The following is a 15,148-nucleotide window of genomic DNA, read 5'->3' on the forward strand; positions in this document are numbered from 1 at the left end:
GTCTCACAGGCCGTCGACGGCCTTGCTGACCAGGACGCTCACCGCGACGCGGCGGTTCTGCGCCTGGCCCTCGGCGGTGTCGTTGCTCGCCGCCGGATCCGCTTCGGCCATCCCGGTGGGCGTCAGCATGCGATAGGGCTGCCAGCCGCAGGCCTGCTGAAGATAGTTGACGACGCTGCCCGCGCGCCGTTCGCTGAGCGCCTGGTTGACCTCGACGCTTCCGGTGGAATCGGTGTAGCCGACGACGAGCAGCAGGGCGTTCTCCGTCGCCTCGGCCGAGGCGGCCGTGGCGCACAGATCGGCTTTCGCCTGCTCGGACAGGTTCGCCCTGCCGAAGTCGAAGGTCACGTTCGTCGTGCTCCGGACATTGTACTGATCGATGCTGCCCATGCGGCCACGCAGCGCTTCCGTCGCCGCCGCATTCTGCTCGATGGCCGAACCCTGTTCGGCAAATTGCTGGGCGGTGCCGCTACGGATCATCGTCGCGGTCTGGAGATCCCTGCTCTTGAGATCGATCCGGCGCGCCACCAGGCCGCTGCCCGACTGCCATGTCGCGACGCTGACCGGCAGGCCGTTGAGCAGCGAATCCGCGGCAAGCGCGGTGCGGCCCAAGCCCAGAAAGCCCCCGCGGGACGTGATCCTGGTGTCGCTGTTGACGGCGACGGTCGTGCTGGTGCCGTCGGCGGTGTAGACTTGCACCTGATCGCCGCTGCGCGACGTGACGATGCCGTCGATCTCGGGCCCTTGGGTCATCTCGGCCGCATCAGGGGAAGGCGGGCCGCTTACGGTCGTCGAGAGGTCGGCCTCGGGCGGGTCCTGCGGCTGTGCGGCCAGGCTGCCCGGGGCTGTCCCGGCAACCGCGGCAAGGAGGAGGAGAACGGCTGGGTTTTTGGAAATGACACTCATGAAGCTATTCCTTCGAAGTCGATCGTCGGGCCTGCGAACGCAGCATCTCGTCCGACCGCCGCGCCATGATGGCGAAACCGGCTGCCGGAACCCCTCCATCCGGCTTCATGGGGATATGCGGCATGCCGCCGCGCCTGAACGCCGATGGAGTTCCGACCGTGTTCGGGCCAACCTTTCGCGCAGATGAACACGCCCAGTGCCGCTGGTCGTTGCGGCGGCCATTCGGGCGGAACGCGCGACGAACCGATATACTACGCCAGTCAAACAAGGGTTCATACGGTAGTATGATTACGGTAATTGAATACCGAATAGATTAATTTATGCTGACAGGCCATTTTCTTCTAATAGTGTAAGAATGATTTAGAAAGAAATATTGAAGTATACCCCGTGTTTACACGTGAAATCGTAGTCTCACGCAGTCCATACCTCCCGTTTCGGTGCGCTCTGAATCAGTTCTGGACGAGCGAAATGGACGCGGCCGGCGTGCCCATGCATGAGATTGTACGGCACTGCGATCGAGGGCGCATGGCGCGCGATCCGCATGGAATAGACGGTCGCTGAAATTCCTGGGCTAAGACAGGCTCTGCCTGGGACGGATCTGAGGGGCGCATCGTGAACGACAAGCTGACGCGGCGGCAACTGATCGCGGGCGGGCTGGCAAGCCTGGCGGCGCCCGCCGGCGGCCAGACGGATAGGTCCACCCTGTTCCGCGAGGTTTCGCTCGTCGACGGCACCGGCGCCCCGCCCCGGCCCGCCAATGTGCTGGTCACCGGCGACCGGATCGCCCGCGTGACGGCGCCGTCGCGCGAGCGCGTGCCGTCCTGGGCCCGCGTCGTCGAAGGCCGCGGCCGGGTGCTCACGCCCGGCTTCATCGATCTCCACACCCACGGCGATCCGCTCAAGAGTCCTTATGACGGGTTTCTCGCCATGGGCGTGACATCGATCACCCTCGGTGTCGACGGCAGCGGACCGGGCACGAGCGAGGAACTCGACACCGCCGACTGGCGCCGGGCGGTCTCGCGCGCGCCGCTCGACACCAATGTTGCCCTGCTGGTCGGCCACGGCACGATCCGGCACGCGGCGGGCATTCCGGATTCGGTCCGCCGGCCCGATGCCACGCAACTGCAGCGGCTGGCAGCTGCGCTCGAGGCCGAATTCCGGGCGGGCATCTTCGGCCTTTCCTACGGTCTCGAATATGTGCCGGGCATCTATACCGAAGCGGCGGAGCATCGCGCGCTCGGCGCGGTCGTCGCCCGACATGACGGCGTCGTCATGAGCCACATGCGCTCGGAGGATGACGATGCGATCGAGGCGTCGATCGACGAGCTCATCGCCTCGGCCGGCCAGGCCCGCGCCCACATCTCGCACCTCAAGGTCGTGTACGGCCACGGCGCGGCGCGCGCCCAAGCCCTGCTCGAATTCCTCGCCGCCAAACGCCGCCAGGGCATCGACCTCACCGCCGACGAATATCCCTACGAGGCCGGCTTCACGGGCATCGCCATCCTGTTCCCGGAATGGGCGCTGCCGCCGACCGACTATGCCGCGATTCTCAGGGAGCGCCGACCGGAGCTGTCCGACTATCTCGAGCGCCGCATGACCCGGCGCGGCGGGCCGGGCGCGCTGTTGATCGGCACGGGAACCCACGCCGGCAAGACGCTCGCCCAGGTCGCCCAGGAGGCGGGCCGCCACTATGTCGACGTCCTGATCGATCTCGGCCCCGAAGGGGCGCAGGGCGCGCACTTCACCATGGACAAGGCGCTGCAGGATATTTTGCTGGTCGATCCCCACGTCGCCTTCTCGACCGACGGTGGTCCCGGCCAGCGCCACCCGCGCGGCGCTGGCACCTATGCCAAGCTGATCGAGGACTATGTCGTCCGCGACAGCAAGCTCACGCTCCAGGACATGATCCGCAAGGCGACCTCCTACCCGGCCCGGATTCTCCGCCTCGGCGATCGCGGCACCATCCGCCCGGGCGCCAAGGCCGACCTGCTCCTGTTCGATCCGGCCCGGGTGCGGGCGCGCGCGACCTATGTCGATCCGTTCGCCAAGGCGGAGGGGTTCGACCTGGTGATGGTGAATGGGCGGGCGGCTTATGCGAATGGGAGCAAGGTCGGCAGATCGGGGGCTTTGCTGCGCGCGCGTTGAAGCTGAGGGAAGCGGCCCGAGCCGTTCAGGGATGACGCGCAACGGGCGGGCTGGCATGGGCAGCTGATGACCGCCGCCGCTCCCTACGACGCAATCATTCTCGGCGCCGGCGGCGCCGGGCTGATGTGCGCGGGGGTGGCTGGGCAGCGCGGGCGGCGGGTGCTGGTGATCGATCATGCCGACCGGCCGGGGAAGAAGATCCTGATCTCCGGCGGCGGGCGGTGCAACTTCACCAACATCCACGCCGCGCCCGACCGCTTTCTCTCGGCCAACCCGCATTTCGCCAAGTCGGCGCTCGGGCGCTACACGCCGGAGGACTTCATCGCACTGGTCGATCGCTACAGGATCGCCTGGCACGAGAAGACGCTCGGCCAGCTCTTCTGCGACGGCTCGGCGAAGGAGATCGTCGGCCTGCTGATGGCGGAATGCGCGAGGGGCAATGTCCGCGTCGCGCTCGGCCGGCCGATCGCGGACGTGACCCATGCCGATGGCCGGTTCACGGTGCGCTACGGCGACGAGGCCGCGACGGCGCCTGCGTTGGTGATCGCGACCGGCGGCCCCTCCATCCCGAAAATGGGCGCGACCGGCTTCGCCTACGATCTCGCCCGGCAGTTCGGTCTCAAGCTGGTCGAGCCGCGACCAGCGCTGGTGCCACTGACGCTGAGCGGCGAGGACCTGCTGTTCCGCGAACTCTCGGGCGTCTCCGCGGAAGTGATCGCCCGCGCCGGCAAGGCGTCGTTCCGCGAGGCCACGCTCTTCACTCATCGCGGCCTCTCCGGTCCGGCGATCCTGCAAATCTCCTCCTACTGGCGCAATGGCGAGGAGATCGGGATCGACTTCCTGCCGGACAGACAAGCCGACTGGCCGCTCGCCGCCAAGCGGGCGCGGCCGAAGACCCATTTCCACACCTTGCTCGGCGAATTGCTGCCGGATCGCCTCGCCGAGGCGCTGGCGAAGAAGATCGGCCTGTGGGGTGAACTCGCCAACCTGCCCGACGCCAAGCTGCGCGCCGCCGCCGCCCGCCTCGCCGACTGGCGCTTCCGCCCCAACGGCAGCGAAGGCTTCGCCAAGGCCGAGGTGACGGCCGGCGGCATCGCCACGGACGGCCTCTCCTCGCAGACGATGGAAGCCCGCAAGATCCCCGGCCTCTACGCGATCGGCGAGGCCGTCGACGTCACCGGCTGGCTGGGGGGCTATAATTTTCAGTGGGCATGGGCTAGCGGGTGGGCAGCCGGGCAGGCCCTGTAGCCTTTGCCCCTCATGATAGGATGCGCGACGCGCCGTGCGCCGACGCCGAAACTGGACGACACATGACATTCGACACCCTTCCGCCGCTTCTCGGCGAGGCGCTTGCCGCGCGCGGCTATGCGTCGCCGACCCCCGTGCAGGCCGCCGTACTGGAGGCCGACGCCGAGGGGCGCGACCTCATCGTCTCCGCCCAGACCGGATCGGGCAAGACCGTGGCCTTCGGCCTCGCCATCGCGCCGCAACTGCTCGATGCGAACGGCACCCTTCCCTATACGCTGAAGCCGCAGGCTCTGGTCATCGCGCCAACCCGCGAGCTGGCGCTGCAGGTCAGCCGCGAGCTGATCTGGCTCTACGGCAAGGCCGGCGCGCGCATCGCGACCTGCGTCGGCGGCATGGACCCGTCCAAGGAGCGGCGGAACCTCTCGCACGGCGCCCAGATCGTCGTCGGCACGCCGGGGCGCCTGCGTGACCATCTGGAGCGCGGCGCACTGGACCTCTCCGAACTCAAGGTCGCTGTCCTCGACGAAGCGGACGAGATGCTCGACATGGGCTTTCGGGAAGATCTCGAGGAAATCCTCGACGCGACCCCGCAGGAGCGCCGCACCCTGCTCTTCTCCGCGACCATGCCGAAGCCGATCGTCGCGCTGGCCAAACGCTACCAGCGTGATGCCCTGCGCATCTCCACGATCGGCGAGGATCGCGGCCATGGCGACATCACCTATCAGGCGATGACCGTCGCCCCGGCCGAAATCGAGCATGCCGTGGTCAACCTGCTGCGCCTGCACGAGGCGGATTCCGCGCTCCTCTTCTGCGCCACCCGCGACAATGTCCGGCGGCTCCAGTCGAGCCTCACCGAGCGCGGCTTCAACGCCGTCGCCCTCTCCGGCGAGCACAGCCAGAGCGAGCGCAACCACGCGCTGCAGGCGCTGCGCGACGGCCGCGCGCGCATCCTGGTCGCGACCGACGTTGCGGCGCGCGGCATCGACCTGCCGAAACTGTCGCTGGTCGTCCATGTCGAGCTGCCGCGCGACGCGGAGACGCTCCAGCACCGCTCCGGCCGGACCGGACGCGCCGGCAAGAAGGGGATCGCCGTGCTCGTCGTCCCCTATCCCCGCCGCCGCCGGGTCGAGGCGGTGCTGCGCGGCGCGCGGATTGAGACGCAATGGATCACACCGCCCACGCCCGAGGATATCGCCAAGGCCGACCGCGAGCGAATGATGGCCGCCCTGCTCGCGCCGGTCGAGATCGAGGACGAGGACCGCGAGCTGGCACGCCAGCTGCTGGCGCAGAAGACGCCCGAAGAGATCGCGGCCGCCCTCGTCCGCACCCATCGCGCGAAGCTGCCCGCCGCCGAGGAGCTGTCGGACGCCAGCACCCGCCCGCCGCGCCCGGAGGGTCCGCGCCCGGGCTTCGAGGACACGGTCTGGTTCCACATGGACGTCGGCCGGCGGCACAATGCCGATCCGCGCTGGATCCTGCCTTTGCTCTGCCGGCGCGGCCACATCTCGAGGAACGAGATCGGCGCGATCCGCATCGCCGCGAACGAGACGATGTTCGAGGTGCCGCGCGCGGTGGCGGCCAGGTTCGCCGCGGCCTTGAAGCGCACCGCCGGCGGCGATGGCGACGGCGAGGGCGATATCCGAATCGAGCCGGTGCGCGGCACCCCGCGCGAGGCGGCGCGACAGAACAAGCGCGCGGACGCGCCGCCTGCCCGGCACCAGCCCAAGCCGTACCGCAAGGGACCGAAGCCGCGGCGCGGGCGCGCGTAGAGCCGCCCGACTTGCGTCCACCCTTGTGGCAACATGTGGAGGGGAGGAGTTGACAGGCGCGCGCGGTTGAGGCGTTGCGCGGGCAACGCGCCTGAATGGAGTTCCCGATGCGTCTGCTTGCTCTGCTCGGTCTGATGTTTTGTCTCGCCGCGCCGCTGCGGGCACAGCCGGCCGTGCCGCCCGGCGTCACCGAGGTCGTGATCCTCGGCGTCGATCACAGCGCCCAGCTGATCAACCGGCGCCAGCAGCCGGGGGCGATGCGTGCCTTCTTCGAGGCGTCGGCCCCAAGCGCGATCTGCATCGAGCGCGCGCCCGAGCGGGTCGCGCGCAATGATCACTACGAGTTCACCTACGAGATCCAGGATATCATCGTCCCGTGGGCCCGCGAGATGAGCCTGCCGCTCTGTCCGTTCGACTGGCTGCCGTCGCCAGATGATAGCGCGCTGGCTCTGGGCATCGCCGATCTCGAGGCGCCGCCTTTCGTCCGCCGCGAATCCGGATTTCAGGGCTTCCTCACCTTCCCCGAGGCTCGATCACGCACGCTCGGCTTGTTCTTCGCGGACGGCCCGGAGGAGCGGGCGCGCTATCGCGAATTCTATGCCGCCTATCCTGACGCCCCGGCCCGCGACTTCGCGCGGCGGCTGTTCATATATCGGACCTTCATGCAAGCACGCCGGATCGCCTCAGCCGCCCGCAATTATTCCGGCAGGCGCATGCTCGTCGTCGTCGGCGTGATGCACAAGGACGATATCGAATCCATCCTCGCCGCCTATCCTTGGGTCCGCGTCGTCCAGCCGTCGGCGATTGCCGCCGAACCCGATGCCGCCGCGATCGCCCGGCACACCCGTCCCGAGGACCTCGCCGCGATCGCCAGCTTCAACCTGCTCGGCACCCAATGGCGCGACGCCAATCTCGACCGCGCCTGGATGCGCGAGACCGTGGAGGCGCTTCGCCGGCAGCGGCCGGGGCCGGAGAGCGACCTGTTCGCGGCGCGGCTCGCGGAGCTGGAAGGCGCGCCGGCCCGCGCATCTCTGGCCGAATATCTGCGCATCGCCGGGGCGGCCGGCGACGCCGGCTTCACCTATACCGGGGTGCGGGACCGGTCGCGAATCGACTCCTTCTTCGGCCCGTTCGGCAATCTCAATGTCGCGCAGCGCGCCAGCGTCGAGGCGGCACGGGTGCATCATGGGCTGGGCGAGCGCGATGCCACCGAGACGATTCGGTTGCGGCTGAGGCAGGCGCTCGACGGCGAACTCAAGCGCTTGCAGCTCGATGGCTATTGGGCGCGGTATGTGGCGGTCACAGGATAGTCTCAGCTATCTCCTCCCCTGCTTTTGCAGGGGAGGGGGACCGGCGAAGCCGGTGGAGGGGCAACGCGCAGCGCATTCTTCCTGAATCAGTAGCGCGACGGCATCGAGATGGTCTCGAACATCGGTGGCCAAGATACGCAGAGTCTTGATACCGCGGGCGGCAAGCAATTGGTCGCGCCGCTCATCGCGCACCGGATTGTCACCCATGTCATGGCTGACACCGTCGACTTCAACCGCCAATGCCGCAGCGTGACAGAAGAAGTCGAGCGTATAGGGATCGATTGGATGCTGGCTTCGAAATTTGAAGCCGCCGGGACGCGTCCGCAGTACTGCCCATAGCCGCCGTTCGGCCGGAGACATGGTGCGGCGAAGCGCGCGGGCGCGGTCGATGCCGCTCAAAAGAAACCCCTCCACCACCCTTCGGGCGGTCCCCCTCCCCGGCAAAAGCCGGGGAGGAGACTGGTGTCAGACAACTCCAAACGCCAGCATCGCGTCCGCCACCTTCTTGAAGCCCGCGATGTTCGCGCCCTTCACATAGTCGGTGTAGCCGCCGCCGCGATCGCCATATTCCAGGCAGCGCTGGTGGATGCCGTCCATGATGTCCTTGAGCATCTGCTGCAGCTCGCTCTCGCGCCACGAGCGGCGCTCCGAGTTCTGGCTCATCTCGAGGCCGGAGACGGCGACGCCGCCGGCGTTCGAGGCCTTGCCCGGCGCGTACAGGATCTTGGCGTCCTTGAAGACGTGCACGCCCTCGAGGTCGGTCGGCATGTTGGCGCCTTCGCTGACGCCGATGCAGCCGTTCTTGACCAAAGTCCGCGCATCCTCGCCGAGCAATTCGTTCTGCGTCGCGCAGGGCAGCGCCACGTCGCATTCCACGCCCCACGGCGTCTTGCCCTCGTGGAAGGTCGCGTGCCGGAACGCGTCGGCATATTCGCTGATCCGGCCGCGGCGGCGGGTCTTGTGCGCCTTCACCCAGTCGATCTTCTCCTGGGTGATGCCGTCCGGATCGTGGACGAAGCCCTGGCTGTCCGACAGGGTCAGCACCTTGCCACCGAGCTGATTGATCTTCTCGGCCGCGTGGGTGGCGACATTGCCGGAGCCGGAGATCACCGCGCGCTTGCCGCTCAGGTCCTGCCCCTTGGTCTTCAGCATGTTCTCGAGGAAATAGACCGCGCCATAGCCGGTCGCTTCGGGGCGGATCAGCGAGCCGCCATATTCCATGCCCTTGCCGGTCAGCACGCCGGTGAACTGGTTGGTGATGCGCTTGTACTGGCCGAACATATAGCCGATCTCGCGCCCGCCGACGCCGATGTCGCCCGCCGGGACGTCCACGTCCGCGCCGATATGGCGGTAGAGCTCGGTCATGAAGCTCTGGCAGAAGCGCATGATCTCGCCGTCGCTCTTGCCCTTCGGGTTGAAGTTCGCGCCGCCCTTGCCGCCGCCCATGGGCAGGCCGGTGAGCGCGTTCTTGAAGGTCTGCTCGAAGGCGAGGAACTTCAGGATCGACTCGTTCACGCTCGGATGGAAGCGGATGCCGCCCTTGTAGGGGCCGATCGCATTGTTGTTCTGGACCCGGTAGCCGCGCTGGACGCGGATATTGTGGTTGTCGTCCTCCCAGCAGACGCGGAAGGAAACGATGCGGTCCGGCTCGGCGATGCGGCGCAGGATCTGCCAGCGGTGATAATCCTCGCGGTCGGCCATGAACTCGAAAATGTCCTCGGCCACCTCCTGAACCGCCTGGACGAATTCCGGCTGGCCCGGGTTGCGCCGCTTCACGCCTTCCATGAAGCCCGCCAGATCGACATGCTCGGCGTGGTTCCTCTCCATCAGGATCGGCTCGATAATCAGGCTGTCGCCCCCGCTCATTGCATCGCCTCCCAAATGCTGACCGCCCGCCCGATCGAGCGGACTCGTGACGGGCGGAACCATAGCACTTTTTTGCCAATCCCAAGCGGTACTTGTGCAGCCCGGTCGTCCGGAACGACGCCTTCGTCGAAGAGGTCAGCGCGAGAGGTGCGCGCGCAGGCCTTCGAGCTGCGCGGCAAGCACCTGATCGACGAGCGGCGCCAGCGGCTCGGCGCCGGCCCCGCGGACATAGCCGCCGACGACATAGCTCATCACGATCTCGGTGCCGCCCTCGGCCGGGCTCAGAGTCCAGGTGAGCGTGCCCGTCACCGCCTCGGCCTGGAGCGGGCCGAGCGCACCGCTGACCCGGAGCTGCTGGCCGGGCCGCGCGTAGATCACCCGGCCATGCTCGATCGTGCCGCCGTCGGCCGGTATCGTCTCGCAAAAGCAGCCGCCGGCACGCGGCTCGAGCGTCATGTTGGCGGCGTCGCCGGAATAGGTATGCGCGCTTTGCCACCAGCGGCCGATCCGCCCGAGCGCCGCATAGGCCTCGGCCGGCGATACCGGCACACGCGCCCGCACCTCGGTCTCGAAGCCGGTCGCGCTCGCCGACTTCACCTCGGCGGCGACCGGCGCTGCGGCGGCGAGCAGGAGCGGGAACAGAACTGTATGGCGCATGATCGCCTCCCCAAACGACCTGCTGAGGAAAGCATCATTTGAACGGTCAATCAAGTCGCGGGATCAGCCGTCCAGGATCGCGTCGATCGCGGCGCCGACCTCGCCGATCGGCGCCATGCCGTCGACCCGGCTCACCAGCCCGCGCGCCTCGTAGATCGGCAGGATCGGCGCAGTCTTGGCGCGATATTCGGCCATGCGGGTGCGCACCGTCTCCTCATTGTCGTCGGGCCGGCGCTTGAAGTCGTGGCTGCCGCAAACGTCGCAGGTGCCCTCGACCTTCGGCAGCTTGAACTTGTCGTGATAGCCGGCGCCGCAGACCGCGCAGGTGAAGCGCCCGGTGATCCGCTCGACCAGCGCGTCCTCGTCCACCGCCAGCTCGACGACATGGTCGAGCCTGCGTCCATGTGCCTCGAGGATCGCGTCCAGCGATTCCGCCTGCGCGGCGGTGCGCGGATAGCCGTCGAAGATCGCGCCCTTGTCCGGCCCCATCTCGGTGAGCTTGTCGCCGATCAGCGCCGAGACGATCTCGTCGGAGACGAGCTCGCCCGCATCCATCACCGCCTTGGCCTTGAGCCCGACCGGCGTCCCGGCCTTGACCGCGGCGCGCAGCATGTCGCCGGTCGACAGCTGGACCATGCCGCGTTCGCTGACCAGCCGGTCGGCCTGGGTTCCCTTGCCCGCGCCCGGAGGCCCGAGCAGGATGATGTTCATGGCTGTCATTCACGCCCCCGTTTCGCGGCCTAGCCGCGTCTCAGACCGCCGCCCTTCAGCTTCGCCTTCTTGATGAGGTCGCCATATTGGTGGGCGATGAGGTGGCTCTGGATCTGCGTCACCGTGTCCATCGTGACGTTGACGACGATGAGCAGGCTGGTCCCGCCCAGGTAGAAGGGGATGCCGGCGCGCGCGATCAGGAATTCGGGCACCAAGCAGATGAGGGTGAGATAGGCGGCGCCCACGACCGTGATGCGGGTGAGGACGTAATCGAGATATTCCTCGGTCCGCTTGCCCGGGCGGATGCCGGGGATGAAGCCGCCATATTTCTTGAGGTTCTCGGCCGTCTCCTCGGGATTGAACACGACCGAGGTGTAGAAGAAGCAGAAGAAGACGATCCCGGCGCCATAGAGGAACATGTAGAGCGGCGCACCGTGCTGGAGCGCGGTGGTGATCGTGATGATGAACTCGCTCCACCAGCCGGTGTCGCCGGACTGCTGGGCCTGCTGGCCCGAGAACTGGGCGAGGGTGAGCGGCATCAGCAGGAGCGAGGACGCGAAGATCGGCGGGATCACGCCCGCGGTGTTGACCTTCAGGGGCAGGTGCGAGCGCTCCTGCTGGATCTGGCCGCGCGCCGTCTGGCGCTTGGGATATTGGATGAGGACGCGGCGCTGGGCGCGCTCCATGAAGCAGATGAACAGGATGAGCACGATCGCCAGCGCGAAGATGACGAAGATCACGAACGGATCCATCGATCCGGTGCGGCCGCCTTCGAACATCTGGGCGAGCGCGGTCGGCAGCTGCGCGACGATGCCCGCCATGATGATGAGCGAAATGCCGTTGCCGATGCCGCGGCTGGTGATCTGTTCGCCCAGCCACATCAGGAACATCGTGCCGCCGACCAGACTGATCACGACGGTGACGCGGAACATGAGGCCCGGATCGATCACCGCCGACTGGCCCTGCCCGGCGCCCCAGCTCTCCAGCGCCACGGCCATGAAATAGCCCTGGATCGCGCAGAGCAGCACGGTGCCGTAGCGGGTATACTGGTTGATCTTCTTGCGGCCGGTCTCGCCCTCCTTCTTGAGGGCGCCGAGCGTCGGCGACATGGTCGTCGCGAGCTGCATGACGATGGACGCGGTGATGTAGGGCATGACGCCCAATGCGATCAAGCTCATCCGCTCCAGGCTGCCGCCCGAGAACATGTTGAAGAAGTCGAGCACGCCGCCGCGGGTCGTGTCGAACAGGGTCGCCAGCGCGCGCGGGTCGATGCCGGGCAGCGGCACGAACGACAGCAGGCGGAAGATGATCAGCGCGCCGAGCGTGAACCACAGCCTCTTCTTGAGGTCGGTCGCCTTGGTGAAGTTCGCCAGGTTGATGCTGGCGGCCATCTGGTCGGCTGCGGATGCCATGTTGCGTTCATGCCTTCGTTCAGTCGGGGACTCATCCCCTGCCACCCACCCCGCTCATCCTGAGTAGCCGCTGAGCGAAGCCGAAGCGGCGTATCGAAGGACGCAGGGCCTTTCCGACCGGTCCTTCGATACGGGCCTTCGCCAAGCTCAGTCCCTACTCAGGATGAGCGGGAATGGAAGAAGGCCTATATAGGGACCGGAAGGCGCTTGTCAGCCTTCCTTGGCCCGCTTCTTGACGCTGTTCTTCTTGGCGGCGGCCTTCTCGGCGGCCGGGACGACCTCGATCACCTCGACGGAGCCGCCGGCCTTCTCGATCGCGTCCTTGGCGCCCTTGGAGACGCCGGCGACCTTGAAGGAGAGCTTCGTCTTGAACTCGCCCTTGCCGAGGAGGCGCACGCCGTCCTTGCCGCCGCGGGCGACGCCCGCCGCCTTCAGCGCGTCGTGGTCGATCACGCCCTTGGTGTCGAGCTTCCTGGCGTCGACCAGCTTCTGGATCGCGCCCAGGTTCACCTCGGCATAATCCTTGGCGAAGATGTTGTTGAAGCCGCGCTTCGGGATCCGCATGTGGAGCGGCATCTGGCCGCCCTCGAAGCCGAAGATCGAGACGCCCTCGCGGCTCTTCTGACCCTTCTGGCCGCGCCCGGCGGTCTTGCCCAGGCCCGAGCCGATGCCTCGGCCGACGCGCACCCGGCTCTTGCGGGCGCCCTTGTTGTCGCGGATGTCGTTGAGTTTCATCGTTGCACTCGCTTTCGCTTTTGTCGCGCCTGTCCCGGCGCAGGCCGGGACCTCAATGTGAAGGGCCGTAACCCATTTTTCGTCATGCCAGCGAAGGCTGGCATCTCGGGGCGGAGGAGCCTGGCGCCCTTCACCCCAAGAGATCCCGGCCTTCGCCGGGATGACGGTCCCGGGCCTAGCCCTCGACCGACACCATATGCCGCACCGCCCGGATCATGCCGCGCACCTCGGGGGTGTCCTCCAGCTCGACCGTCTTGTGCATCTTGTTGAGGCCGAGGCCGGCCAGCGTCTTGCGCTGGTCCGGCGAACGGCGGATCGGGGACCCGGTCTGGGTGATCTTCACCTTCGCCATCTCGCTTACTCCGCGACCGCTTCGGCCTGGGCCTCGGCCTCGGCGGCCGAAAGGCCCTCGCGGCGTGCCATCAGGTCGGCGATCTTCTTGCCGCGGCGCTGCGCGACGCTCTTCGGCGAGGTCTGCTCGCCGAGCGCCTCGAAGGTCGCGCGGATCATGTTGTAGGGGTTGGACGTGCCGATCGACTTGGTCACCACGTCGGCGACGCCCAGGCTCTCGAACACGGCGCGCATCGGGCCGCCGGCGATGATGCCGGTGCCGGCCGGGGCCGAGCGGACGTGGACGCGGCCGGCACCGAAATGGCCGAGGCCGTCATGGTGCAGGGTGCGGCCCTCGCGCAGCGGCACGCGGACCATCGCCTTCTTGGCCGCGGCAGTCGCCTTGGAGATCGCCTCCGGCACCTCGCGCGCCTTGCCGTGGCCGAAGCCGGCCCGGCCCTTGCCGTCGCCGACGACGACGAGCGCCGCAAAGCCGAAGCGCTTGCCGCCCTTCACGGTCTTGGAGACGCGGTTGATGTGGACGAGCTTCTCGATCAGCTCCTCGCCGCCCTCCTCGTCACCGCCACGGCCGCCACGCCGGTTGTCGTCGCGACGGCCACGGCCGCCACGATCGCCGCCGCCACGGCCACGGCCGCCGCGCGGACCGCGGGCACCGCGACCTTCGGGACGGTCGCCGCCCTCGACAGCAGCCGGAGCCGCGTCGGGCGCCGCCTGGGCTTCCGGGTTCTGGGTGATTTCGTCAGACATTCTTAGAACTCCAATCCGCCTTCGCGGGCGGCGTCGGCAAGCGCCTTCACGCGACCGTGGAACAGGAAGCCGCCGCGATCGAACACGACGCGGGTGATGCCGGCAGCCTTGGCGCGCTCGGCGAGCTTGCGGCCCACCTCCTGCGCGCTGGCGACGGTCGCGCCGGTCTTGGCCCGGGCTTCCTTCTCCAGCGTCGAGGCGGCGGCCACGGTGCGGCCCTCGCCATCGACGATGATCTGGGCGTAGATGTGCCGGCCCGAGCGGTGAACCGACAGGCGCGGGCGATCGCCGGCGCGCTGACGGAGCGACGTGCGGACGCGCTGGCGCCGCTTGTCGAAGGTGTTGAGCTTCGCCATGGCTTACTTCTTCTTGCCTTCTTTGCGGAAGATATACTCGCCGCGATACTTGATGCCCTTGCCCTTGTAGGGCTCGGGCTTGCGCCAGCGGCGGATCTCGGCGGCGAGCTGGCCGACCTTCTGGCGATCGATGCCGCTGATCTCGACCGTGGTCTGATCCGGGGTCTTGACCTCGAGACCTTCCGGCACCGCGATGTTGACGTCGTGGCTGTAGCCAAGCTGCAAGCGCAGGTTCTTGCCCTGGGCTGCAGCGCGGTAGCCCACGCCGGTGATCTCGAGCGTCTTGGTGAAGCCCTCGGTCACGCCGGTGACCAGGTTCTGCACCAGGGTGCGCTGCATGCCCCAGAAGGCACGCGCCTGCTTGGTCGCATTGGCCGGCTTCACGTTGATGCCGTCGTCGCCGATCTCATAGGCGATCTCGTCGCGCATCTGCAGCGTGAGCGTGCCCTTCGGCCCCTTGACCGAAAGGATCTGGCCTTCGGTGGTCGCGGTCACCCCCGAGGGGAGCGCGACAGGCCGCTTACCGATGCGCGACATCAGAACACCTCCGCGAGCACTTCGCCGCCGACGTTCTGCGTCCGCGCTTCCGCGTCCGAGAGAACGCCCTTCGGCGTCGAAACGATGGTGATGCCGAGGCCGTTGCGGACCCGGGGCAGCTCCTGCGAGCCCGAATAGACGCGGCGGCCGGGCTTCGACACGCGGGCCACATGCTGGATGGCAGGCTGGCCCTCGAAATATTTCAGCTCGATCCGCAGGCCCTTGTGGGCGCCGAGCGCCTCCTCGGAATAGCCGCGGATATAGCCTTCGCGCTGGAGCACGTCGAGCACGCGGGCGCGCAGCTTCGACGCCGGCGACAGGACGGAGTCCTTGCGCGCCTGCTGGCCGTTGCGAATGCGGGTGAGCATATCACCCAAAGGATCGGTCAATGGCATAGC

Annotated in this window: 16 protein-coding genes; 4 read left to right on the forward strand and 12 right to left on the reverse strand. The window is 67.7% G+C overall.

The window, feature by feature from the left end; genetic code table 11:
- Positions 1-3: 3 nt before the first annotated feature.
- Complete coding sequence (locus RCO27_RS07745) at positions 4-906, reverse strand: OmpA family protein (RefSeq protein WP_309002094.1); 903 nt, start codon at positions 904-906, stop codon at positions 4-6.
- 612 nt (positions 907-1,518) lie between these two features.
- Between RCO27_RS07745 and RCO27_RS07750 the strand changes: the two genes are divergently transcribed.
- The 4 genes from RCO27_RS07750 (at position 1,519) to RCO27_RS07765 (ending at position 7,378) form a co-directional block, all read left to right on the forward strand.
- Positions 1,519-3,051 carry an amidohydrolase family protein gene (locus tag RCO27_RS07750; RefSeq protein ID WP_309002095.1) on the forward strand — a complete coding sequence of 511 codons (1,533 nt, stop codon included), beginning with the start codon at positions 1,519-1,521 and terminating at the stop codon, positions 3,049-3,051.
- Positions 3,052-3,117: 66 nt separating this feature from the next.
- Positions 3,118-4,299 carry an NAD(P)/FAD-dependent oxidoreductase gene (locus RCO27_RS07755; RefSeq protein WP_309002096.1) on the forward strand — a complete coding sequence of 394 codons (1,182 nt, stop codon included), beginning with the start codon at positions 3,118-3,120 and terminating at the stop codon, positions 4,297-4,299.
- Between the two features lie 62 nt (positions 4,300-4,361).
- Entirely contained in the window at positions 4,362-6,068 is a 1,707-nt protein-coding gene (locus RCO27_RS07760; protein ID WP_309002097.1) for a DEAD/DEAH box helicase, read from the forward strand.
- 107 nt (positions 6,069-6,175) lie between these two features.
- Positions 6,176-7,378, forward strand: coding sequence for a hypothetical protein (locus RCO27_RS07765; protein ID WP_309002098.1), 1,203 nt, complete (start codon positions 6,176-6,178; stop codon positions 7,376-7,378).
- Positions 7,379-7,384: 6 nt separating this feature from the next.
- On the opposite strand, the gene RCO27_RS07770 is transcribed toward RCO27_RS07765, so the two are convergent.
- From RCO27_RS07770 to rpsH, 11 genes are all read right to left on the reverse strand, one after another.
- A complete protein-coding gene (locus RCO27_RS07770; RefSeq protein WP_309002099.1) occupies positions 7,385-7,777 on the reverse strand; it encodes an endonuclease domain-containing protein in 393 nt (130 codons plus the stop codon).
- Positions 7,778-7,843: 66 nt separating this feature from the next.
- Positions 7,844-9,205, reverse strand: coding sequence for an NADP-specific glutamate dehydrogenase (gene gdhA, locus RCO27_RS07775; RefSeq protein WP_309002134.1), 1,362 nt, complete (start codon positions 9,203-9,205; stop codon positions 7,844-7,846).
- A gap of 174 nt (positions 9,206-9,379) precedes the next feature.
- The gene (locus RCO27_RS07780; protein WP_309002100.1) at positions 9,380-9,901 is read right to left on the reverse strand and encodes an SRPBCC family protein; all 522 of its coding nucleotides are present in this window, start codon (positions 9,899-9,901) and stop codon (positions 9,380-9,382) included.
- A gap of 63 nt (positions 9,902-9,964) precedes the next feature.
- Complete coding sequence (locus RCO27_RS07785; protein WP_309002135.1) at positions 9,965-10,612, reverse strand: adenylate kinase; 648 nt, start codon at positions 10,610-10,612, stop codon at positions 9,965-9,967.
- 29 nt (positions 10,613-10,641) lie between these two features.
- Positions 10,642-12,024 (reverse strand): preprotein translocase subunit SecY, encoded by a 1,383-nt coding sequence (secY, locus tag RCO27_RS07790; RefSeq protein ID WP_309002101.1) that lies wholly within the window; start codon positions 12,022-12,024, stop codon positions 10,642-10,644.
- Between the two features lie 210 nt (positions 12,025-12,234).
- A complete protein-coding gene (rplO, locus tag RCO27_RS07795; protein WP_309002102.1) occupies positions 12,235-12,759 on the reverse strand; it encodes a 50S ribosomal protein L15 in 525 nt (174 codons plus the stop codon).
- Positions 12,760-12,934: 175 nt separating this feature from the next.
- A complete protein-coding gene (gene rpmD / locus RCO27_RS07800) occupies positions 12,935-13,111 on the reverse strand; it encodes a 50S ribosomal protein L30 (RefSeq protein ID WP_309002103.1) in 177 nt (58 codons plus the stop codon).
- A gap of 5 nt (positions 13,112-13,116) precedes the next feature.
- On the reverse strand, positions 13,117-13,857 hold the full coding sequence (gene rpsE / locus RCO27_RS07805; RefSeq protein ID WP_309002104.1) for a 30S ribosomal protein S5: 741 nt from the start codon (positions 13,855-13,857) through the stop codon (positions 13,117-13,119).
- Positions 13,858-13,859: 2 nt separating this feature from the next.
- Positions 13,860-14,213 carry a 50S ribosomal protein L18 gene (gene rplR, locus RCO27_RS07810; protein ID WP_309002105.1) on the reverse strand — a complete coding sequence of 118 codons (354 nt, stop codon included), beginning with the start codon at positions 14,211-14,213 and terminating at the stop codon, positions 13,860-13,862.
- A gap of 3 nt (positions 14,214-14,216) precedes the next feature.
- Positions 14,217-14,750: a 50S ribosomal protein L6 gene (gene rplF, locus RCO27_RS07815; protein ID WP_309002106.1), complete on the reverse strand. Its 534-nt coding sequence runs from the start codon at positions 14,748-14,750 to the stop codon at positions 14,217-14,219.
- Positions 14,750-15,145, reverse strand: a complete 396-nt coding sequence (gene rpsH / locus RCO27_RS07820; RefSeq protein ID WP_309002107.1) for a 30S ribosomal protein S8 — start codon at positions 15,143-15,145, stop codon at positions 14,750-14,752. The genes rplF and rpsH overlap by 1 nt, the downstream gene beginning before the upstream one ends.
- Between the last annotated feature and the right edge of the window lie 3 nt (positions 15,146-15,148).

The organism is Sphingosinicella sp. LHD-64, from assembly GCF_031157375.1.
GTDB lineage: Bacteria > Pseudomonadota > Alphaproteobacteria > Sphingomonadales > Sphingomonadaceae > Allosphingosinicella.

Bases quoted from the DNA above. Each gene is read 5' to 3' on its own strand.
- rpsE (WP_309002104.1), bottom strand. From the start codon at position 13,857: ATGTCTGACGAAATCACCCAGAACCCGGAAGCCCAGGCGGCGCCCGAC.
- rplR (WP_309002105.1), bottom strand. From the start codon at position 14,213: ATGGCGAAGCTCAACACCTTCGACAAGCGGCGCCAGCGCGTCCGCACG.
- gdhA (WP_309002134.1), bottom strand. From the start codon at position 9,205: ATGGAGAGGAACCACGCCGAGCATGTCGATCTGGCGGGCTTCATGGAA.
- RCO27_RS07785 (WP_309002135.1), bottom strand. From the start codon at position 10,612: ATGAACATCATCCTGCTCGGGCCTCCGGGCGCGGGCAAGGGAACCCAG.
- secY (WP_309002101.1), bottom strand. From the start codon at position 12,024: ATGGCATCCGCAGCCGACCAGATGGCCGCCAGCATCAACCTGGCGAAC.
- RCO27_RS07765 (WP_309002098.1), top strand. From the start codon at position 6,176: ATGCGTCTGCTTGCTCTGCTCGGTCTGATGTTTTGTCTCGCCGCGCCG.
- RCO27_RS07755 (WP_309002096.1), top strand. From the start codon at position 3,118: ATGACCGCCGCCGCTCCCTACGACGCAATCATTCTCGGCGCCGGCGGC.
- rpsH (WP_309002107.1), bottom strand. From the start codon at position 15,145: ATGCCATTGACCGATCCTTTGGGTGATATGCTCACCCGCATTCGCAAC.
- RCO27_RS07745 (WP_309002094.1), bottom strand. From the start codon at position 906: ATGAGTGTCATTTCCAAAAACCCAGCCGTTCTCCTCCTCCTTGCCGCG.
- RCO27_RS07780 (WP_309002100.1), bottom strand. From the start codon at position 9,901: ATGCGCCATACAGTTCTGTTCCCGCTCCTGCTCGCCGCCGCAGCGCCG.
- RCO27_RS07760 (WP_309002097.1), top strand. From the start codon at position 4,362: ATGACATTCGACACCCTTCCGCCGCTTCTCGGCGAGGCGCTTGCCGCG.
- rpmD (WP_309002103.1), bottom strand. From the start codon at position 13,111: ATGGCGAAGGTGAAGATCACCCAGACCGGGTCCCCGATCCGCCGTTCG.
- rplF (WP_309002106.1), bottom strand. From the start codon at position 14,750: ATGTCGCGCATCGGTAAGCGGCCTGTCGCGCTCCCCTCGGGGGTGACC.
- rplO (WP_309002102.1), bottom strand. From the start codon at position 12,759: ATGAAACTCAACGACATCCGCGACAACAAGGGCGCCCGCAAGAGCCGG.